A 19,517-nucleotide genomic window follows, 5' to 3' on the forward strand; every position below is an offset into this window, starting at 1 on the left:
AGTGTGAAGCAAGCCGACGCTCAGTGTGCGTGGTACGCATGTCGGCGGCGTGAACCACGATCCATCGATTGTCGACGCATCGGCCGCCGCGCAGCGCGCTTCGTGCCGATTGTCCCCCTGCGCTCGCCGATCCGCTACGGCGAGATTGCAACAAATTTTCGTGCGACCTTCTCCGCGCTTGCCGTCACGCGCGCCCGATGCGCGGATGCGCGAGGCCACCGAACGCAGCAGCGTCACCCGGCGACAGGTCGAACAGATCGCCCGTGAGATCGCGCGGATGCTCGACCGCCGGCCGGCTGCGCAATCGCGCCGCATGCGCGGGTGCGACATACGCGGCCGCGGTTTCGATCGGCGGCACGTCGAACAGGTCGCGCGTGACGCCGCGCACGGCATCCGTCGGCGAACGGCCGCGCAAGCGCGCAACCAGCTCGACGAAACGATCGAAATCGCCTGCGCGCGTCGCCTTGTTCACTTCCGCGAGATCGCGCGCCCTCAGCACACACGGCTGCGCGAGCCGCACGAAATACGGCGCTTCGAGCTCGACCGACAGCGCGAGCGGATAGCTCTTGCCCGTCTGCTCCTTCGCGCGCCCGATGCAATCGACCACGGCCGCGCCCTGTGCGGCGCCCAGCGGCTTGCCCGTGCTCACGCTGCGCAGGTGATCGGGAAACACGCGCAATTGCGTGCCGACCGTCAGCGCGGTGGACGACGCGCACACGAGCGCGTAGTGCTGTTCGCGGCGACGGCCCGACGGCAGCGTCGAGCGGCTCGCGATGAACGTGTGCGGCGGAAGCGGGCGCACCTGCCCGCTCGCGTCGATCCATGCGTTCCACAGCAGCGCGTCCTTGCGCGCGCCCGCGCGCGGGCGCGATGCGACCGGCGAAAACAGCGCGAGCAGCGAGCCCGTGCGATGCGCGGCGACTTGCGCGCTGCTGCCGAGCGGCTGGTTGATGCCCCACAGAAAACGCCCGCCCCCGAGCCGGCGCTCCCATTCCTTGCGGAGCACGACGGTCGGCAGTTCCTCGCCGGACTCGGTACCGATCTTGGACCAGCAGAACGTGGGGGGAAGGTGTTTCAGCGTCATCAACTTTCTCGGGATACAGCCTCGCTGGTGACAGGAAGCCCATTCAACAGCCGTAACTGTATAGGTATAATGCATCGCATGGAAGCCCCGGACCAAGATTTTCCCGTTCAAGACCTGTTGCGCCGCCTGATGGCAGATACACGCTCGTCCAGCGAAATCGCGCGACTTTCCGGGGTCAGCCAGCCGACCGTATCGCGCCTGCGGCTGTCGAACGGGCATCGGCTGCGCCGCAGCACGCCATTCAATAAGCTATGCAGTTTCTATGGTGTCGATACCGGGCCGTCGCGCCGCCGCTATAACGACCTGCTGCGCGACGCGATCGTCGATGCATGGGACGGCTCCGACGAGCACGGGCGCGCGCTGCTGGTCGTGATCCAGGGGTTGAAGGATCTGCAGGCGAAGGCGGATGACGGGTGATGTCGCGGTTCGATTTCGTTCGCCTGGCTGGGCGCGGCTTGAAGCCGCCGGGAGCGAAGCTGACCCGGCATGACGGCACGCGGGTGGCGACGATCGATCCGGTCGCCGCCGGTGTTGCATCTGGATGCGGGTAACGCGCGCTCGTTGCAGGCGGACGCGCGGCGACAAGCGGCTGCGCCCGTTCACTTCGGTGTCGGGTTGCGCTGGTTGCGGGAAGATATTTGTCGCGCTACTGCCGCGCGGACTTCGGTGTCGGGTTGCGCTGGCTGCAGAAAGGTAATTGTTGCGCTACTGCCGCGCGGACGCCGGATCGGTGACGAAGCCGATCTTCGTCAAGCCGGCCGCTTGCGCAGCCGACAGCAACTTCGCGACGCCGTCGTAGCGGGCCGCGCGATCGGCCGACAGACGCACTTCCGGCTGGGGCGTGGCGCGGGCCGCCGCGGCAAGACGCGCCGGCAGTTCGGTATCGGACACCGGACGCGCGTTCCAGCTCACGCCGCCGCTCGCGTTGATCGCGACGTCCACGTGCGGCACGCGCAGATCCTCCCGCCGGCTCGCCGCCTGCGGCAATGCAATGCGCGCGGCGTGATGCAGCACCGGCAACGTCACCATGAATACCACCAGCAGCACGAGCATCACGTCGATCAGCGGCGTCATGTTGATGTCGGCCGCGAGCGCCATCCCGTCATCGCCGTCGTCCGGGCCGGCCTTCATGCTCGTGCTCCGTCGGACGTCGGCCGCAGGTCGACCGACGCATCGGCCGCTGCGGGGCCGCTGCCCGTCAGCAGCAACAGATGCAGCCCGTGCGCGAAACGATTGAGCCGCGCGACGATATCGCGCGACAGCCGCGCCAGCGTGTTGTAGCCGAGCACGGCGGGGATCGCGACGCACAGCCCGAATGCCGTCATCACGAGCGCCTCGCCGACCGGCCCGGCCACCCGGTCGAGGCTCGCATCGCCGGCCGCGCCGAGCGACAGCAGCGCGTGATAGATCCCCCAGACGGTGCCGAGCAGCCCGACGAACGGCGCGGTGCTGCCGATCGACGCGAGCAGGCCGAGCCCGCGCTGCATCCGTGCCGCCGATTCGTCGACCGACGACTTCAGGCTGCGCGACAGCCAGTCGCTCGGATCGATCCGGTCGTGCAGCCGGTGCCGGCTCGCTTCGTGATGCGCAATAGCCGCTTCGCCCGCGCGCACGAGATCGAAGTACGGCATGCCCTGCCCGCCGAACGCACGCATCCCGCCGGCCATGCCGTCGGCGTCCCAAAATCGCGCTTCCGCGCGCGCCGCGCGGCGCCGGATGCCGACGAGTTCGATCGCCTTGATCACGATCACCGTCCACGACGCGATCGACATCGCGACGAGCAACAGCGCGATCGCGCGCGTCATCGGGTCGCCTTGCGCCCAGATGTGACCGATTCCATAGTCCGTCATGATGAGGTATCCTGTCATTCGTCGAGATTGAACGTGATCGGCGCGCGCGCCCGCGTCGGGACCGGCGCGCCGTTCTCCACATGCGGCGCGCAGCGGCTCGCCAGCACCGCTTCGCGCGCCGCCGCGTCGAGACGCGGATAACCGCTGCCGGTCACGACACGCGCGGCGACGACCTGGCCCGCCGCGTCGGTCTCCAGTTCGACGAGCACGGTGCCGTGCTCGCTCATGCGCAGCGACTGCGGCGGGTAGTCGGGTCTGGTAAGCGCGCATTCGGGATGCGCGACGAAGCGTGGCGTCGTGGGCGCGGGGGACGCTTGCGTCTGCGTCTGCGTCTGCGTCTGCGTCTGCGCGGCATTGGACCGCATAACGTTCTGCGGCGCACCTTGTCGCTCGATTGCCGCGGCGTCAGGAACAGGCCGCAACGGCGCAGGCGCGTCTTGCACCTGCGGCCGGGTTCGCACAGGTGCGGTCGGCTTTGCCGGTGACGATTCTCGGCTCGCCGACGATCGGGGCACGGGTGTCGCCCGACGCATCGCGTGCGACGCTGCCGTCGACTTCGTCACGAGAGTCGTCTTCGTCGAAGCCTCCGGTGCCGGCGCAATCAATGTCGCCACCATCACCTGCCGTTGCACGGGCACGCTATGCACGGCTTGTTCACGCGCGAGCAGCACGAACCCACCCACATGCAGCACGCACACGGCAGCGACGACCGAAGCGACGCGCATTCCGCGATGACGGGCGCGATCGCGGACGGCTCCGATCGCCCCGCCCATCTCTCGCGCGCCGAGCGCAGCGGTACTCATCACGCGCCCCGTCCCGCGTTCGCCCACCCTCGCTCACGCACATCACCTCTCCACCATGAAGAGGACTGCATATCGATCGCCACGGCGTTCATCGTTTCGCCTCGTTCGCTCCCGCCGCCGTCGTCGCCGTGTCTCGTCAGCGGTCGCACGCCGCCCCGCATTGCGCGAGCGAATTGTCCCTGCTGCGAAACACCAGCGGCTGCTCGTCGCGCGGCGCCGGGCGCCGCGCAAATTGCACAGCCTGCTCGACCTGGCCGTGATGCGCTGACTTCGCGCACACCGGATCGGCTTCCTTCGGATCGCCGGCCAGCAGGTACGCCTGGCACCGGCAGCCGCCGTGATCCGTATGCCGCTCGTCGCACGTGCGGCATGGCTCGCGCATCCAGTCATCGCCGCGAAACGCGTTGAACGCGTCGCTGTCGTACCAGATTTCCTTCAGCGACCGGTCGCGCACGTTCGGCAGCGCAAGCCCCGGCAGCGAACGCGCGGCATGGCACGGCAGCGCGGTGCCGTCCGGCGCGACGCCGAGAAACACGGAGCCCCAGCCGCTCATGCACGCCTTCGGGCGCTCCTCGAAATAGTCGGGCACGACGAACAGGATCCGGCAGCGCTCGCCGACCAGCTTGCGATAGCGGTTCACCGTTTCCTCGGCCTCGCGCACCTGTTCGACGGTCGGCATGAGCTGGTCGCGGTTCAGCATCGCCCAGCCGTAGTACTGCGTGTTCGCCAGCTCCAGGTAATCGGCGCCGAGATCGAGCGCCATCTCGATGATCTGTCCCACGTGCGGCAGGTTATAGCGATGCAGCACGCAGTTGAGCACCATCGGGTAGCCGTGCGCCTTGATCAGACGCGCAACGCGATGCTTCAGCTCGAACGTGCGCGTGCTGGTCAGGAAATCGTTCAGCTCGCGCGTCGAATCCTGCAGCGACAACTGGATGTGGTCGAGCCCGGCCGCCTTGAGCCGCTCGATGCGCGCGACGTTCAGCCCGATGCCCGACGTGATCAGGTTCGTGTAGAAACCGAGCCCGCGCGCATGCTCGACGAGCGTCTCGAGGTCGTCGCGCAGCAGCGGCTCGCCGCCCGAGAAGCCGATCTGCGCGGCGCCGAGCGCGCGCGCATCGCTTATCACCGCGCGCCACGCATCGGTGTCGAGCTCCGCGCCGTGCGTCGCGAAGTCGACCGGGTTGTAGCAGAACGCGCAGTGCAGCGGGCAGCGGTATGTGAGCTCCGCGAGCAGCCACAGCGGCGTGGACGGACGGGAAGTATCGGGCGTCATGTCAGTCGAGCCAGCCGCGCAGCCGCGCGTGATCGAGGAAACGGTATACGTCGGAGGCAAGGTCCGACGTGCTGAACAGGCACTCGAGTTCGCCGATGATGTCGTCGAGTTCGCGTGTGCCGTCGCAGCGCACGAGTATCTCGGCCGCGCTCGGGTTGAGCTTGACCATTCCTTCCGGATAGAGGAGCACGTAGGCATCCTGGGCCACCTCCCACTGCAGGCGGTACATGCCCCTCAGGCAGGGGCGCAGCGGCACGCCGCTGGCGGCATCGATCGCGTTCATACGGGGTAGGCCTTTTCGACGGCGTCGAGCATCGACCACAGAATGTCGAGCTTGAATTGCAGGATGCCGAGCGCGCGCTGCTGCGCGTCCGGCGTCGTGAAATGCTGCAGCGTGACCGCAAGCCCGTGCTCGACGTCGCGCTGCGCGAGCGGCACGCGGCTGCGGAAGTAATGCAGCCCGTCCGGCTCGATCCACGGGTAGTGCGACGGCCAGCCCGCGAGCCGGTCGAGATGAATCTGCGGCGCGAACATCTCCGTCAGCGACGAGCACACGGCTTCCTGCCACGGCGCGCGTCGCGCGAAATTCACATACGCGTCGACCGCGAAGCGCACGCCGGGCAGCACGTGTTCGAGCGACCACAGCTCGGCACGGTCGAGACCGCACGCCTCACCGAGCCGAACCCACGCCTCGATGCCGCCTTCGTTGTCGCCCTGCCCGTCGTGATCGATCAGCCGCTGGATCCACCGGCGCCGCGTGTCGCGGTCGGGGCAGTTCGACAGGATCGCCGCATCCTTGAGCGGGATGTTGATCTGGTAGTAGAAACGGTTCGCGACCCAGCCGCGGATCTGCGCGGGCGAACAGGCGCCGCTGTTGAGCCGCCGGTTGAACGGGTGATGGATGTGATAGCGCGATTCGAGCGCGCGCAGGCGGGCCTCGAATTCGGTCGCGGTCCAGGGCGTCGCGTGCAACGCCGTAGCGGGGATCGGTTCGTTCATGGTCAGACCTGGAATTGCATGCCGTCGTGCGCGACGTCGATGCCATGCGCGCGCAGGTGCGCGTGCTCGACGGAATGCGGATCGAGAATCGGGTTCGTGTTGTTGATGTGCGTGAGCACCTTGCGCGTGCGCGCGGGCAGCATGTCGAGCCAGTCGATCATGCCGTGCTGCCCGAGTTCCGCGCACTGCGCGAGATGCCCCATGTCGGCCGCGTGCTTGCTCGACAGGCCGAGGTCGATCATCTCGGTGCCGGTCCAGAACGTGCCGTCCACCAGCACGAGATCGGCGCCGTGCATGGCCGCGCGCACGTCGTCGGAAACGGCCGCGAGCCCCGGCGCATAAAACGCGCGCCGGCCGCTCGCGACATCTTCGATCGACAGCGCGATGTTGTCCCCGGGCGCGGCCGACGCACGCCGCGGCGAATACGGCGGCGCCTTGCTGTCGACGGGAATCGCGGTGAAGCGGATCCCGCGCGCCGCCGGCACCGTGAACGGCTCGCCGAGCGCGATCGTGTGCGCATCGACGCCGCAGTAGTGGCCGAGCAGCGGCACGAGCGGCAACCCGGTCGACAGGTCGTCGAGCACCGGCGCGCTCGCGTAGAGCGGCAGCGGCGTCGAACGCTCGCGCAGCATCAGCAGGCCGGTCACGTGATCGATCTGCGCGTCGCACAGCACGACGGCGGCGATGCCGCTGTCGCGGATCGCGCGCGCCGGCTGCAGGTCCGGATTCGCGCGCAACTGGGAAAGAATGTCGGGCGACGCATTGACGAGGATCCAGTCGATGCCGTCCGCGCTGACCGCGAGCGACGACTGCGTGCGCGGCAGCACATGACCGCTTCCGCTGCGCGCGCGGCGACAGTTCGCGCAATTGCAGTTCCACTGCGGCAGGCCGCCGCCGGCTCCCGAGCCGAGTATCTTGATCTTCATGGGCGTCAACTCCCGAGGCCGTCCGCGCCGCGCATCGCGGCACGGACGGCGCATCGCGACGATCAGCGGTTGGCGATGTACATCGTGATTTCGAAGCCGAAGCGCAGGTCGGTGTAAGACGGGGTCGTCCACTGCATGATGTGTCTCCTGGTTGGGTTGGTGAGTCGCGTCGGTGAGTCCGACAACCGCGGCAATCTGGCGGTCGGTTCCTCTTCAGCAAGGAGCGTGCCGAAGCCGCACTTTGCCTCCGCGACGGCGGAACATGGCCGTCGTGCAGGCATCGGGACGGAATCCTTACGATTATCTGACACGATTCGCGCGGATGCGATTCGCCGCCCCGGCGGCACGATGCGCGGGGGCGGTGACAGGTGTTGAATCGTTGAACACCGGTGTTGCAACGGGTGTTGCAACTTGACACACCGGCTGCGACGGATGGCGCGCAGTGCGCGGGCCGCGCAACCGCGATCGCGCGGCCCGCGCGTCAGCTTTCGTCGGACGGTTGGCGCTCCGCGTCGGCCGCCGGCATCTTCCGGTAGATCGTGTTGCGCGACACGCCGAGCGCGCGCGCCGCGGCCGACACGTTGCCGCCGTGACGGGTCAGCGCGGCGGCGATCGCGGACGCGGCGACGTCCTGCAAGCGCGCGTCGGCGGGCGGGAACGCCTCCACGGCGCACGGTGCGGCGGACGGCGCAGCGGCCGGATCGTGCGCGGCCGGCTCGGCCGGCGCATCGCCGCGGCGCAGGTCGTCGAAGAAATCGTCCGGCAGGTGCTCGCGCCGGATTTCGCCATCGTCGTCGACCATCGCCGCCGCCGTGCGCAGCAGGTTGCCGAGCTGGCGGAAGTTGCCGGGCCACGTGCAGCGCACGAACAGCGCCATCACGTCCGGCGCGACGGAAAGCGGCGGGCGGTCGGAGCCCGCGAATGCTTCGCGTTGCAGCATCTTCTGCACGACGACCGCGAGATCGGTGCGGTCGCGCAGCGGCGGCAGGCGCACCACGAGGCCGTTCAGCCGGTAGTAGAGATCCTCGCGGAAGCGGTTCTGCGCAATCATGTCGCGCAGGTCGCGGTGCGTCGCGCAGATGATCGAGATGTCCACGGCGATCGTCTTCGTCGACCCGAGCGGATTGACGAGGCGCTCCTGCAGCACGCGCAGCAGCCGCACCTGCAGCGGATACGGCATGTCGCCGATCTCGTCGAGGAACAGCGTGCCGCCGTTCGCCTGCAGCAGCTTGCCGATCGCCCCCTTGCGGCGCGCGCCGGTGAATGCGCCCTCCTCATAGCCGAACAGCTCGGATTCGATCAGCGTCTCCGGAATCGACGCGCAGTTGACCGCGACGAACGGCGCGTCGCGACGCGGCGAGTCGTTGTGGATCGCCTGCGCGAGCAGTTCCTTGCCGGTGCCGGTCTCGCCGGTGATCAGGATCGGAATGTCCTTGCCGATCACCTTGCGCACCTTCGCGATCACGCACGCGACCTGCGGATCGCCGGTGTCGAGATAGTTGAGCCGCGACAGGCCCGCCGACGTGCCCGCCGCCGGCGCCGGCACCGCGCTCGCTCGCGCGGCCGGCACACCCGCGTCGTGGACGTCCGTCGGCCGGCTGCCTTCCGCGAGCGTCGCACGCCGGAAGTGCACGCGCGCGCAGACCACCGCGCCGGTGCCGAGATTCAGCATCAGGTGCCGGTCGGTGCTCGCGCGCATGCGGTCGATCAGCTGCGCGCTTGTGATGTCGAACAGCGACGACAGCGTGTGCGCGCGCAGCACCGCGAGCGGCATGCCGAGCTGGAACTGCGCGCTGCGATTGGCCGACAGGAAGCGGCCGTCGGCGGTGAACGCGACGATCCCCTCCATCAGCGTGCCGAGAAACTCGGGACGGCCATGGAACGACACCTGCAGCGTTTCCTGAAAGGTCGTCGTAAACAGGTGATTCTCGATCATCTGCACCGACATCTTCGCGAGCGCCATCGTGTGCTGGTGATAGCTGCGGTGGTCGCCCGTCACGTCGAGCACGCCGATCGCGTCGCCGTACGGGTCGAGGATCGGCACGCTCGAACAGGTCAGGAAGCGGTTTGCGGCCAGGAAATGCTGGTCGCCGTGGACCACCATCGGGCACAGCTCGGCGAGCGCCGTGCCGATCGCGTTGGTGCCCTGCCTGCTCTCCGCCCAGTTCGCGCCCGGGCGCAGCGCGACCTTCTCCGCGCGCTGCAGGAAATCGTCGTCGCCGATCGAATGCAGGATCAGCCCTTCCGCGTCGGTCAGCACGATCATGCTCTGCGTGTTGACGATCTGCTCGTGCAGCGTCTCCATCACCGGCATCGCGTGCACGCACAGCACGCGGCTCTGCTCGCGCTTGAGCACCAGCGCCGCGCTCGACAGCACGTCGTAGTCGGGGCGTGCCGATACCTGCAGGCCGAACGTCTCGGACCGCTCATGGGCTTTCTGGATCGACGGCGCGGGCCAGCCGGCGGGATGCGCGGCCCGAGTCCGGGCCGCCTGATCTACGTCATCGCGCATTGTCTCCTCCGGGGATCCTTCCGGTCATCTGCCGGACTCTTTGCCGTCATGACAAGCAAGCATCGGGCCACGCGAGCGGCGCGGCGCAGATCGAAAGCATGATGTAAGACATTGTCCGATCGCGGCCGCGCATGTCGATTCACCCGACGGGTCGGCCTTCGTGATACCGCGACTGCCCGACGCGTGACTACCCGTGCGAATCCCGATCTTCGCGGCTGGCGCGTTTCTGGCTTTGTCTTGGATCAAGCCCGGCGGTCGCCCGGACACCCACGCGGCCGAGTGACGGTTGCTCCGATTCCATCCGAACCACATCGACATGACGCCTGCCCCGATTCGACCCGCGCCGTCGCCCGCGATGGCGGCCTCTTCGGCCGCGCCTCTCGCGCCTGTATCACCCGACGAACCTGCCGTGCCTGCCGTGCCTGCCGTGCCTGCCGTGCCTGCCGTGCCTGCCTCGTCTGCAGTGCCCGCCGCCCCCGTTCACCGGCGCCTGCACCGCGATGCGCAGTCAATCGCGTTCACCGTAACCGGCTCCGCCCACGGCCACCCGGTCGTCGTGCTGCACGGCGGCCCCGGCAGCGGCAGCCAGGCCGGCATCCTGCGCCTGTTCGACCTGACACGCATGCGCGTCGTGCTCGTCGACCAGCGCGGCGCGGGCGCGTCCGCGCCGCGCGGCGGCACGCGCCACAACAACACCGCGCGGCTGATCGGCGATCTCGAGGCGGTGCGCGAGCAGCTAGGCATCGCGCGCTGGGGCGTCGTCGGCGGATCGTGGGGCGCCGCGCTTGCGCTCGCGTATGCGGGCACGCATCCCGCGCGAGTGACCGGCGTCGTGTTGCGCGGCCTGTTCCTGACGTCGCCACGCGAAGTCCGCCGGCTGTTCACGACGTCGCGCACGCGCGCGCCCCGCGAATGGCGGCGCCTGTGTGCGGCGGCCGGCAGCGACCAGCCGGATCGTCTGCTGTCGTGCTGCGCGCGGCGGCTGCGCCCCGGCGCGGGCGCGGCGCGGCAGCGCGCGGTGGCGCTCGCGTGGCGCGCATACGAAAACGCCGTCCTCGCGTCGTCGCAAACGCGCCGCTCGCCCGCGCACGCGATCCGCTCGCACAAGACTGTCAGCCGGCTGATCGACAAGTACCGGATCCAGGCGCATTACCTGCAGCGCGATTGCTGGCTCGGCGAGCGCCGCGTGCTCGCACTCGCGCGGCGGGCGGCCGGCGAAGGCGTGCCGCTGTTCGCCGCGCACGGGATGCACGACCCCGTTTGCCCGGTCGACAACGTCGCCCGTCTCGCTCGTGCCGTGCCCGGCGCCAAAATCGAACGCGTGCCTGCCGGTCATCTGGCGAGCGACCCGGCATTGGTGCGCAGCGTCGCCCGCGCGGTGCAAGCGATGTTCGCGGCGGCGCCGTTCACGTGACGGCGCATGTCGGGCACGGTCGGCGCCGGCTCACGTCGTCGCACAACGGCAAGCGCAGCCAGCCGCGCAACACTCAATCCCACGCATAACGCACGCCGACCCACGCGCCGCGCGGCGCACCGGGCCCGACGAACTGTTCGTTGACCGGATTAGCGCCGTCGAACGTGTGATTCGGCCCGTTGAAGAAATTCTGGCCGAGCACGCCGAAGCTCGCGTAGCGCTTGTCGAACAGGTTCGTCACGCTCGCGAACACCTCGAAGCGCTTCGTGATCCGATACCGCATGTCGAGATCGACGAGCACGTAGCCCGCGATCCTGCCGTTCGCGTCCTGGTTGTTCTCGTCGCCGCGCGCATACACGCCGCTGCGCCACGTGACGTTCGCGCCGATGTTCCATGCGTGCGTCGCCGCGTAATCGAGCCGCAGCTTCACCGTGTGCGCGGGAATGCCCGGGATGCGGTCGCCCGCCTTGACCGCCACGTTGCCGTTCGCGTCGGCGGCCGAGTTCGCGGGGCTGTGTTCGGTCCACGACGAACGGTAGGTCGCGTCGACGTAGCTGTACGACAGCCCGACGCCGACCGGGCCGAGCTGCGTGCGGCCCGCGAGCTCGATGCCCTGGCGCCGCGTGTCGCCGACGTTGCGGAAATAGCCCTGCGCGCTTGCAGGACTGCTGATGAACTGGATGTCGTCCGTCAGCGTCGTGCGGTAGGCGGCGGCGCTCCAGGTCGTCGCGGCGCCGATGCGGCCGCGCGCGCCGACTTCGAACGTCTTCGAGATCACCGGCTTGAGCGCCGGGTCGGCGATGAAGTCGTTCGGCAGCGAGCACGGCGCGGCGGGGTCCGCGCAGGCGAGTTCGATCGCGGTCGGCGAGCGCATTCCTTCGTTGTAGGTCGCGTACGCGGTGAAGCCCGCGACCGGGTTCCAGTTGAGCCCCGCCGCCGGGTTGAAGCGCGAGAACGTATGGTTGCCGTCGAGCAGCGGCTGCGAGCCGCTCTCGTCGCCGATCTGCGACTTCGACCAGTCGTAGCGGCCCGACAGCGTCAGCGTCCAGTGCGGCGTCAGCGACAGCGCGTCGCTCAGGTATACGCCAAGGTTCGCATTGCGCGTCTTCGCGTTCGTCCGCTGGACGAAATCGCCGATGCCGATCGCCGCGCGCGTGTCGGTGAAATACGCGTCCTGCGACGACGCGACGTAGCTCGAGTTCGCGAAATCCGCCGCGACGCCCGCGATCAGCTGGTTCGACATCCCGCCGAGCTTGCCGAGCAGCGTGAGCTGCAGGCTGCCGCCGTAGCTGTCGGTGACGATCGTCGATTGCGCATTGGTGCCCTGCACGGTGTCGACCGTGCCGTCCGCGCCGACCGATCCGTAGTCGGTATTGTTGTTGCTGCTGATGTTGCTGTTGCGCAGGTGCCGGTAGTACGCATTGCCGCTCAGCTCGACGTGCTCGCCGAAGAAATGGTCGCCCGACAGCGTCAGGTACCCGGCGCTGTTGCGGTTCAGGTCCGGATACGTGTACGCCTGCTTCCGGTTGTCGAGGAACGAGCGCGGGATCGTCTGGGTGCCGTACAGCGCGTTGTCCGCGCCGCCCGCGGCGATCGACAACGTCGTGTCCGCATCGGTGTAGCGCAGCTTGCCGAATACCTGCCTCACGCGGCTCGCGTTGTGGTCGGCCCAGCCGCCGTCGTTCGCGACGTTCGCGGTCGCGTAGTAATCGAGGTTCGAGCCGATCGTGCCGCCCTGCTCGATGTCGGCGGTCTTGCGGCCCCACGAGCCGCCCGACACTTCCGCTTCGCCGCCCGGATTCGACTTGCCGTTCTTCGTCGTGATCGCGAGCGCGCCGCCGAGCGTATTGCGTCCGTATACCGGGTTGGAGCCCGGAATCAGCTGCATCCGGTCGATCGCCTGCGCGGGCAGGATGTCCCAGTTCACGATGTCGCCGAACGGCTCGTTCACGCGCACGCCGTCGACGAACACCGACAAGCCCTGCGGCGTGCCGAGCAGCGGCGACGCGGTGAAGCCGCGATAGTTGACGTCCGTCTGGTACGGGTTGCCCTGCGCTTCCGAGATCGTCACGCTCTGCAGGTTCGCCGCGAAGAAGTCGGTCAGCGTCGCGCGGTGCTGTGCGTCGAGCTCGGCCGCGCGCACCGTCTGCACGTTTGCCGGCACCTTCGACAGCGGTGTGCCGATTCCGAGCAGCGGCGTCGTGCCGACGACGACCACCGCGGGCAGCATGTCGGCCGACGCTTGCGGCGCGGCGGCAGCGGCAGCGGCCGGCGGTGCGGCGGCGCTCGCCGCTGCCGTGCCGTCCGTCGTACCGTCCGTATTCGGCTGCGCATGCACGCCCGCCGTCGACAGGCCGAACAGCGCGATCGCGCCGAGGGTCGAGCCAAAAATCGGGCCGAAAATCGCGCCGGCATACCACGCGCGCCAGCCGCGTCGCATCGCATTACCTCGCCCGACCGCCTTTGGCCTCCTGATCATTTCCGTTGTCTCCGTCTTTGTGTTCCGCCGTGGCACGTGCTCCACCGAGCGGCGATATGTTGTCGCGAAGCGAGCTTGCGATAACCGTGCCAGCACCGCAGGTTCAGCGCGCGCAAGCGTCGCAGCGCACGCCGCGCACCGTCTCCGTTCGGCATGCGCGCGTGAGGTCGTCCACCTGTCACGAGTGCCACGCCACCTGTCATGTTTGGCAACACCTCGCACACGGCGGTGTACCTGAATGCAACACCTTCGTTGACGCCGTCGCAGCGCGCGCTGCGGCCCGACGCCGCACCGCGCGGCCCTCGCGCCGCGATGGCATGCGACTTGCGTGAACGGCATCGCATTCGGCCCGGAACCCCCACCCGTGCCGGCGCGACGAACCGTTCGCGGCGGTGCGACCACAATGACTCAGGAGACAACCATGAAAAAACTCTCGGCTTCAGCGAGCCGGCTGGCGACGATCGGCATCGCGGCGGCAGCAGCCGTTGCGCTGAACCCCGGCCTCGTCGAAGCGGCCGCGGACTATCCGGCCGTGACCTACCAGCGGCTGACCGATGCGCAGCGCGATCCGGGCTGGCTGACCTACTACCGCACCTACAACGGCCGCTCGCATTCGCCGCTCAAGCAGATCGACACGTCGAACGCAAAGGACCTCAAGCAGGTATGGGCCTACAAGTTCCCCGCCGACCTGAAGCAGGGTTTCGAAGCGACGCCGATCGTCAACGGCAATTACCTGTTCGTGTCGACGCCGAAGGACAACGTCTACGCATTCGATGCGAAGACGGGCAAGCAACTGTGGAAATACGAGCCGAAGCTCGGCGCGGCATCGTTCAAGACCGCGTGCTGCGACGTCGTCAACCGCGGCGTCGCGCTGTATGGCAAGAACGTCTATATCGCGATGCTGAACGGAGAAATCGCGGCGCTCGACGCGCAGACCGGCAATCTCGTCTGGAAGAAGCAAATGTTCGAGCCGGGCCTCGGCTACGCGTTCTCGCTCGCGCCGCTCGCGCTCGACGGCGCGATCGTCGTCGGTACGTCCGGCGGCGAATACGGCATTCGCGGCTACATCGCCGCGCTGAATCCGGACGACGGCTCGGAGGTCTGGAAACGCTACACGATCCCCGATTCCGGCGAGAAAGGCTCGGAAACCTGGCCCGACGGCATGCAGAGCCATGGCGGCGGCGCCGCCTGGCTCACCGGCACGTACGACGCGGCGTCCCGCACGCTGTACTGGGGCGTCGGCAACCCCGGCCCGTGGCTCGCGGCGCTGCGCCCCGGCGACAACCTGTATTCCGACTCGCTGCTCGCGCTCGACGCGAAGAACGGCAACCTGAAGTGGCACTACCAGTACACGAGCAACGACACGTGGGACTACGACGGCGTGAACGCGGCCGTCCTCGCGGACATCCGCTACAAAGGCAAGGACTACGACGCGATCATCCACGCGGACCGCAACGGCTTCTTCCACGCAATCGACCGCACCACCGGCAAGCTGATCTATGCGACGCCGTTCGTGAAGGCGACCTCGGTCACCGGCTACACGGCCGACGGCAAGCCGATCCAGGACGCATCGAAGTTCCCGAAGGCCGGCACGACGATCGAAACGTGCCCGAGCTTCCTCGGCGGCAAGAACTGGTGGTCGATCTCGTACGACCAGGATCGCAACATCGCGGTCGTGCCCGCGCTGCACGCGTGCATGAGCCTGACCGGCAAGTCGGTCAGCTACCAGGAAGGCCTGCCGTATCTCGGCGAAGGTTTCGAGATCAAGCCCGAGCCGGGCAGCGAAGGCTACGGCGAGCTGACGGCTATCGACGTGAACACCGGCAAGAAGCTGTGGAGCCACTGGTCGAAGAAGCCGTGGAACGGCGGCGTCGCGACCACCGCGAGCGGCCTTGCGTTCAGCGGCTCGCTCGACGGCCACCTGTACGCGTTCGACACGGCGACCGGCAAGGTGCTGTGGGAAAGCCCGCAGCTCGCGAGCGGCATCATTTCGCAGCCTTCGGTGTATGAGGTCGACGGCAAGGAGTACGTCGCCGTGCTCGCCGGCTACGGCGGCGCGAACCCGATCTGGGGCGGCCCGATGGCCGACATCGCGAAGGACGTTCCGCGCGGCGGCACGCTCTACGTGTTCGCGCTCGACTGATCGGGCCACGGCCTGTTCGCAAGCCCGCTACCGGCGCGAACCGGCCACGGCCCCGGTCGCGCCCGCATGCGCACGATGCGGGCGCGACGCCCCAACCGCTTCATCCGGACACACGATCATGAATACTCGCCTCACTCCCGTTACCGTCGCCAGTCTGCTCGCCGTGGGCGTGGCGCTGACACCGGCAGCCGCGTCGGCCGGCGTGCGCGTCTGCACGCTGCCCGGCAGCCCGACCATCGCACTCGACCAATCCGTTGCGCGCGAAGTGTTCCGCACCGCGGGCATCGCCGCATCGTTCAACAAGCGTGGCGTCGACGACGACGGCGGCGACGACGGCATCTCCGCCAGCGAGCTGAAGAAATCGCTCGAACGCGACTGCGACGTGATCGCCGGCTTCCCGCGCTCGGAGATCGCCGACGGGTCGGGATCCAGAATGACGTTCTCGCAGGGCTACCTGCGCTCCGGCTACGTCAGCGTGTCGCTGCGCAACACGCAAGCGTCGTCCGGCACCAAGGAAACGATCGCAGCCACGTACGGCAGCCCTTCGCAGTTGATCGCCGCGCAGCAGACGAACGCCCGCTTCGACCTCGAAAATACCAGCGAGAAAACCATCGGCGCAGTCGCCGCGGGCCGCGCACAGCGCGCCATCGTCTGGTATCCGAGCGTCGTCGCGTATGAGCGCGCGCACCCGCAACAACGGTTCCAGGTAGCGGCGACGTCGTCGCCGTACTCCGACTGGCAACTGTCGTTCGCATTCGGGCCGGGCAAGGAAGCGCTGCAGAAGCGCATCGACGCGGCCTTGTCGCGGATGAACGGCAACGGCCGTCTCGCCGCGCTCACGCACGGCTGGGCACTTCCGGAAACGGTCGCGCAAGCAACGGGCACGCATGCGCCCGGCCGATTTCTCGACGGGTCGGTCGCATCCGCGCAACCGGTAAAAAGCGGCTTCATCAAGGTTTCGGCCAACGAAGGCAGCGAAGTACCGCCGTTCGAGCAGGCGCAGGTGCAGCATGGCAAGAAGATCTACGCCGATGCCTGCGCGAAATGCCACGGCGACCAGCTCGAAGGCAATACCGCCCCCGCGCTGAGCGGGGAATCCTTTGCCCCCGAGGGCAAGTCGCACATCACGGTCGGCGGCATCTACCAGTACATGTCGAGCAACATGCCGGCCGATCGCCCCGGCAAGATGACCGAACAGGAATACTCGGACCTGATGGCGTTCCTGCTCTACTCGAACGGCTACGACGCGTCGAAAACAAAACTGACCGCCGATGCCGCCAACGCGTCGAAGGCGCCGCTCATCGCAGGGCCGCGCAAGTAACGCTCCCGCCCCATTCGTTTCGGTCCACCCGCCGCGCCGGCAAGCATTCCCGGCGCACGGGGCAGATTTTCTCTTTTCATTTCATTCAGGAAAACGACATGATCTCCCGCAATCGCAGAACCTTCATGATTCAGACGGCCGGCCTGTGTGCCGCGCTCGCGGCCGGAACCCGCTCATTCGCGGCAGCGCCGCTCGTCGACGAGAACGACCCGGCCGCGAAGACGCTCGGTTACCGCGCGAAGGCGACGACCGTCGACGCGAGCAAGTTCCCGAAGTACCAGGCAGGCCAGACGTGCTCGAACTGCCGCTTCTACAAGGGCGCTGCGGGCGAATCCTCCGGTACGTGCCCGATGTTCGCGGGCAAGGCGGTTGCCGCTGAAGGCTGGTGCAACGTCTATGCAAAGCTTGCTTGATCCCGGGCACGCGCGCGGGCACGACAGCGCGCCGCATCGCGGCGCGGACGCCGACCGCGCCGCACATCTGCATGCGCTGATCGCACTCGGCATCGATCGCGGCTACGTGACGCGCGGCGAAATCGTCGACGCGCTGCCCGACGAAGCGGCCGAAGACGCGGATTTCGACGCGGCCGCGTCGATGCTCGGCGAGTTGGGGATCGAAATGCGAGAACACGTCGATTCACGAAGCGCATGGACGCTCGATCGTCATTTCGCGCGAGCGGCGGACGCGTCGGCACCGCTCGCCGATGCGTCGGCGCCGCTCGCGACCGCCGATCTGCTCACGGGCCGCACGAACGATCCCGTTCGGATCTATCTGCGCGAAATGAGCGCGACACCTTTGCTCGAACGCAAAGAAGAGATCGCGCTCGCGCTTCAACTGGAAAGCGGTCGCGCGGCCTGCATCGCAGCGATGAGCCGCGATCCCGCCGCGCTGTGCGCCATCGCGTCGATTGCCGCCGACATCCGCGCGGGCAAGGTGGCCGCTTCCGTCTACGTGACAGGGTTCGTCCGCGATTCCGACACGCACGCGGAAATGCCCGCGGATTCGCCCGCGAGCGACGCGGCGCCCGATCCGGATTTCGAATCGTCGCCACTGGACGACGAATCCGACCAGTCGCCGGACGACATCGCATCGCGCGATGCCATCGCCGGATCGCTCGACCACGCCGCCGCGCTGGCATCGCGGATGAGCGAAACGCTGCGCACCGCCGGCTTCGCATCCGCCGGCTATCGGTCGCTGATGCGCGACGCAGCCGAGCTGACCGGCGCAATCCGCTTTACCGCGCGGGCGATCGAGCGCATCGGCAACACGATTCGCGAACGCGCGACGCAGGCCCGCCGGCTCGAGAAACGCATCACGGCAACGTTGGCCGAAGCCGGCATCCTCGCCGATGCGCCGCACCACGGCCTGTTCGCGCCGTGCGACGACGTCCGCGCATGGCTCGACGCATGCACGACCGGGCATCCCGGCGGCACCGCCGCGCTCGCCCGGCGCGCACCGGTGCTGCTCGAAGCGCGCACCGCGCTTGCGCAGCTTGCCGACCAGCCGGGCCTGCCGCTCGACATCGCGATCGCGATCGACGCGCGACTGTCGCGCATCGATCGTGCGATGCAGCCCGCGAGGAAGAAGCTGTTCCAGAGCAACCTGCGGCTTGTCGTGTCGATCGCCAAACGGTATCCCGACCGCGGCCTGCAGTCCCTCGATCTGATCCAGGAAGGCAATATCGGGCTGATGAAGGCCGTCGAGCGCTACGACCACCGGCGCGGTTTCAAGTTCGGAACGTATGCGACCTGGTGGGTCCGGCAGGCCATCACGCATGCGATCGCCGATCAGGGCCGCACGATACGCGTGCCCGCGCATACGGTCGACGCGATCAACAAGCTGTCGAGGCTCGCGCGAACGCATGCGCAACGGACCGGCCATGCTGCCGACGCGCCGGCGCTCTCCACGCAGATGCGGCTGCCCGTCGACAAGGTGCGCGACCTGATGAGCATCGTGCGCGAGCCGGTCTCCGCGGACACGCCCGTTTCGCCCGATCACGACCTCACGCTGTGCGACGTCGTGATCGACCACGATGCGCCGACCCCGGAAGAAGCCGCGAGCGCCGGCCAGCTTCGCGCCGCGGTTGCGGCGCTGATCGACAACCTGCCGGCGCGCGAAGCGTGGATTCTTCGCTTGAGGTACGGCGTCGACGTCGACGGCGAGTATTCGCTGCGCGAGATCGGCCGACAGCTGAACCTGTCAGCCGAACGCGTTCGCCAGATCGAAGCGGCGGCGCTCGAACGGATCAGGCAATTCAGGCACGCGCCGGCGCTTCGATCGCTGATCGCCTGACGCTGCCGTGCCGCCCTGCCGCCCGATCGCGATCCGAATCGGCCGGCCGACCGCCCTCGCCGCCATACACCGGCTGTTGAGGACTGCAACACAACGTGCTGCATATCTGAACGACAAGCTGCATCGCGCCACTGCCTGCGCCCCCCGCCAGCTCTACCCGGTCGATCGAAACGCGCACGGCTGCCGCGGCTTTCACCGAATGCGCGCATCGATCGCCGCTGCTGGCACGCATGTTGCGTTTTCTCGAACGCAACCCGATATCACAAGAACGCATGGAGACACTCTTGTCCACGATTGAATCGGTTCTTCACGAAACCCGCCAGTTTGCGCCGCCCGCGGCGCTCGAGCAGGCGGCGACCATTTCCGGCATGCCGGCCTATCGCGCGCTCGTCGCCGAGGCCGAGCGCGACTACGAAGG

17 protein-coding genes and 1 pseudogene are annotated in these 19,517 nt (G+C 68.2%); 7 read left to right on the forward strand and 11 right to left on the reverse strand.

Annotated features, from left to right (window positions below):
* Positions 1 to 184: 184 nt before the first annotated feature.
* Positions 185 to 1,084 carry a hypothetical protein gene (locus GD429_RS17475; protein WP_152858271.1) on the reverse strand — a complete coding sequence of 300 codons (900 nt, stop codon included), beginning with the start codon at positions 1,082 to 1,084 and terminating at the stop codon, positions 185 to 187.
* Positions 1,085 to 1,162: 78 nt separating this feature from the next.
* Here GD429_RS17475 and GD429_RS17480 point away from each other — a divergent pair, with 78 nt between their 5' ends.
* A complete protein-coding gene (locus GD429_RS17480; protein ID WP_047902495.1) occupies positions 1,163 to 1,501 on the forward strand; it encodes a helix-turn-helix domain-containing protein in 339 nt (112 codons plus the stop codon).
* Positions 1,502 to 1,789: 288 nt separating this feature from the next.
* Here GD429_RS17480 and GD429_RS17485 read toward each other — a convergent pair whose 3' ends face one another.
* The 9 genes from GD429_RS17485 to GD429_RS17530 all read right to left on the reverse strand — a co-directional run bounded on the left by GD429_RS17485 (position 1,790) and on the right by GD429_RS17530 (position 9,450).
* A complete protein-coding gene (locus tag GD429_RS17485; protein ID WP_152858274.1) occupies positions 1,790 to 2,215 on the reverse strand; it encodes an ExbD/TolR family protein in 426 nt (141 codons plus the stop codon).
* Positions 2,212 to 2,934, reverse strand: coding sequence for a MotA/TolQ/ExbB proton channel family protein (locus GD429_RS17490; RefSeq protein ID WP_152858276.1), 723 nt, complete (start codon positions 2,932 to 2,934; stop codon positions 2,212 to 2,214). The genes GD429_RS17485 and GD429_RS17490 overlap by 4 nt, the downstream gene beginning before the upstream one ends.
* Positions 2,935 to 2,948: 14 nt before the next feature.
* Positions 2,949 to 3,299 carry an energy transducer TonB gene (locus GD429_RS40485; protein WP_193727124.1) on the reverse strand — a complete coding sequence of 117 codons (351 nt, stop codon included), beginning with the start codon at positions 3,297 to 3,299 and terminating at the stop codon, positions 2,949 to 2,951.
* 574 nt (positions 3,300 to 3,873) lie between these two features.
* Positions 3,874 to 5,013 (reverse strand): pyrroloquinoline quinone biosynthesis protein PqqE, encoded by a 1,140-nt coding sequence (gene pqqE / locus GD429_RS17500; protein ID WP_152858282.1) that lies wholly within the window; start codon positions 5,011 to 5,013, stop codon positions 3,874 to 3,876.
* Position 5,014: 1 nt separating this feature from the next.
* Positions 5,015 to 5,296 carry a pyrroloquinoline quinone biosynthesis peptide chaperone PqqD gene (gene pqqD, locus GD429_RS17505; protein ID WP_034180785.1) on the reverse strand — a complete coding sequence of 94 codons (282 nt, stop codon included), beginning with the start codon at positions 5,294 to 5,296 and terminating at the stop codon, positions 5,015 to 5,017.
* A complete protein-coding gene (pqqC, locus tag GD429_RS17510) occupies positions 5,293 to 6,012 on the reverse strand; it encodes a pyrroloquinoline-quinone synthase PqqC (protein ID WP_152858285.1) in 720 nt (239 codons plus the stop codon). The genes pqqD and pqqC overlap by 4 nt, the downstream gene beginning before the upstream one ends.
* A 2-nt stretch (positions 6,013 to 6,014) precedes the next feature.
* The gene (gene pqqB / locus GD429_RS17515; RefSeq protein ID WP_152858288.1) at positions 6,015 to 6,938 is read right to left on the reverse strand and encodes a pyrroloquinoline quinone biosynthesis protein PqqB; all 924 of its coding nucleotides are present in this window, start codon (positions 6,936 to 6,938) and stop codon (positions 6,015 to 6,017) included.
* Between the two features lie 62 nt (positions 6,939 to 7,000).
* Positions 7,001 to 7,075 carry a pyrroloquinoline quinone precursor peptide PqqA gene (gene pqqA / locus GD429_RS17520; protein WP_006485436.1) on the reverse strand — a complete coding sequence of 25 codons (75 nt, stop codon included), beginning with the start codon at positions 7,073 to 7,075 and terminating at the stop codon, positions 7,001 to 7,003.
* 344 nt (positions 7,076 to 7,419) lie between these two features.
* A complete protein-coding gene (locus tag GD429_RS17530; RefSeq protein ID WP_152858291.1) occupies positions 7,420 to 9,450 on the reverse strand; it encodes a sigma-54-dependent Fis family transcriptional regulator in 2,031 nt (676 codons plus the stop codon).
* Between the two features lie 436 nt (positions 9,451 to 9,886).
* Here GD429_RS17530 and GD429_RS17535 point away from each other — a divergent pair, with 436 nt between their 5' ends.
* Positions 9,887 to 10,864, forward strand: coding sequence for an alpha/beta fold hydrolase (locus GD429_RS17535; RefSeq protein ID WP_321574674.1), 978 nt, complete (start codon positions 9,887 to 9,889; stop codon positions 10,862 to 10,864).
* A 73-nt stretch (positions 10,865 to 10,937) separates the two neighbouring features.
* Here the strand turns inward: GD429_RS17535 and GD429_RS17540 are convergent, their stop codons facing one another.
* Positions 10,938 to 13,343, reverse strand: coding sequence for a TonB-dependent receptor (locus tag GD429_RS17540; RefSeq protein ID WP_152858294.1), 2,406 nt, complete (start codon positions 13,341 to 13,343; stop codon positions 10,938 to 10,940).
* A gap of 421 nt (positions 13,344 to 13,764) precedes the next feature.
* On the opposite strand from GD429_RS17540, the gene GD429_RS17545 reads away from it, so the two are divergent.
* The 5 genes and pseudogenes from GD429_RS17545 to GD429_RS17565 all read left to right on the forward strand — a co-directional run.
* Entirely contained in the window at positions 13,765 to 15,486 is a 1,722-nt protein-coding gene (locus GD429_RS17545; protein WP_152858297.1) for a methanol/ethanol family PQQ-dependent dehydrogenase, read from the forward strand.
* A 118-nt stretch (positions 15,487 to 15,604) separates the two neighbouring features.
* A complete protein-coding gene (locus GD429_RS17550; RefSeq protein ID WP_152858300.1) occupies positions 15,605 to 16,807 on the forward strand; it encodes a c-type cytochrome in 1,203 nt (400 codons plus the stop codon).
* A 98-nt stretch (positions 16,808 to 16,905) separates the two neighbouring features.
* On the forward strand, positions 16,906 to 17,220 hold the full coding sequence (locus tag GD429_RS17555; protein ID WP_152858303.1) for a high-potential iron-sulfur protein: 315 nt from the start codon (positions 16,906 to 16,908) through the stop codon (positions 17,218 to 17,220).
* Entirely contained in the window at positions 17,204 to 19,099 is a 1,896-nt protein-coding gene (locus GD429_RS17560) for a sigma-70 family RNA polymerase sigma factor (protein WP_152858305.1), read from the forward strand. The genes GD429_RS17555 and GD429_RS17560 overlap by 17 nt, the downstream gene beginning before the upstream one ends.
* 284 nt (positions 19,100 to 19,383) lie before the next feature.
* Positions 19,384 to 19,517, forward strand: a pseudogene (locus tag GD429_RS17565) (AMP-dependent synthetase); the annotation flags it as partial.

The organism is Burkholderia sp. BE17, assembly GCF_009362305.1.
Classification (GTDB): domain Bacteria; phylum Pseudomonadota; class Gammaproteobacteria; order Burkholderiales; family Burkholderiaceae; genus Burkholderia; species Burkholderia pyrrocinia_C.

What these genes read in the sequence shown, in the direction of transcription:
- GD429_RS17545 (WP_152858297.1), top strand. Translation starts at nt 13,765, where the DNA reads ATGAAAAAACTCTCGGCTTCAGCGAGCCGGCTGGCGACGATCGGCATC.
- GD429_RS17475 (WP_152858271.1), bottom strand. Translation starts at nt 1,084, where the DNA reads ATGACGCTGAAACACCTTCCCCCCACGTTCTGCTGGTCCAAGATCGGT.
- GD429_RS17540 (WP_152858294.1), bottom strand. Translation starts at nt 13,343, where the DNA reads ATGATCAGGAGGCCAAAGGCGGTCGGGCGAGGTAATGCGATGCGACGC.
- GD429_RS17485 (WP_152858274.1), bottom strand. Translation starts at nt 2,215, where the DNA reads ATGAAGGCCGGCCCGGACGACGGCGATGACGGGATGGCGCTCGCGGCC.
- GD429_RS40485 (WP_193727124.1), bottom strand. Translation starts at nt 3,299, where the DNA reads ATGCGGTCCAATGCCGCGCAGACGCAGACGCAGACGCAGACGCAGACG.
- GD429_RS17560 (WP_152858305.1), top strand. Translation starts at nt 17,204, where the DNA reads ATGCAAAGCTTGCTTGATCCCGGGCACGCGCGCGGGCACGACAGCGCG.
- GD429_RS17480 (WP_047902495.1), top strand. Translation starts at nt 1,163, where the DNA reads ATGGAAGCCCCGGACCAAGATTTTCCCGTTCAAGACCTGTTGCGCCGC.
- GD429_RS17490 (WP_152858276.1), bottom strand. Translation starts at nt 2,934, where the DNA reads ATGACGGACTATGGAATCGGTCACATCTGGGCGCAAGGCGACCCGATG.
- pqqC (WP_152858285.1), bottom strand. Translation starts at nt 6,012, where the DNA reads ATGAACGAACCGATCCCCGCTACGGCGTTGCACGCGACGCCCTGGACC.
- pqqE (WP_152858282.1), bottom strand. Translation starts at nt 5,013, where the DNA reads ATGACGCCCGATACTTCCCGTCCGTCCACGCCGCTGTGGCTGCTCGCG.
- pqqB (WP_152858288.1), bottom strand. Translation starts at nt 6,938, where the DNA reads ATGAAGATCAAGATACTCGGCTCGGGAGCCGGCGGCGGCCTGCCGCAG.
- GD429_RS17530 (WP_152858291.1), bottom strand. Translation starts at nt 9,450, where the DNA reads ATGCGCGATGACGTAGATCAGGCGGCCCGGACTCGGGCCGCGCATCCC.
- GD429_RS17550 (WP_152858300.1), top strand. Translation starts at nt 15,605, where the DNA reads ATGAATACTCGCCTCACTCCCGTTACCGTCGCCAGTCTGCTCGCCGTG.
- pqqD (WP_034180785.1), bottom strand. Translation starts at nt 5,296, where the DNA reads ATGAACGCGATCGATGCCGCCAGCGGCGTGCCGCTGCGCCCCTGCCTG.
- GD429_RS17555 (WP_152858303.1), top strand. Translation starts at nt 16,906, where the DNA reads ATGATCTCCCGCAATCGCAGAACCTTCATGATTCAGACGGCCGGCCTG.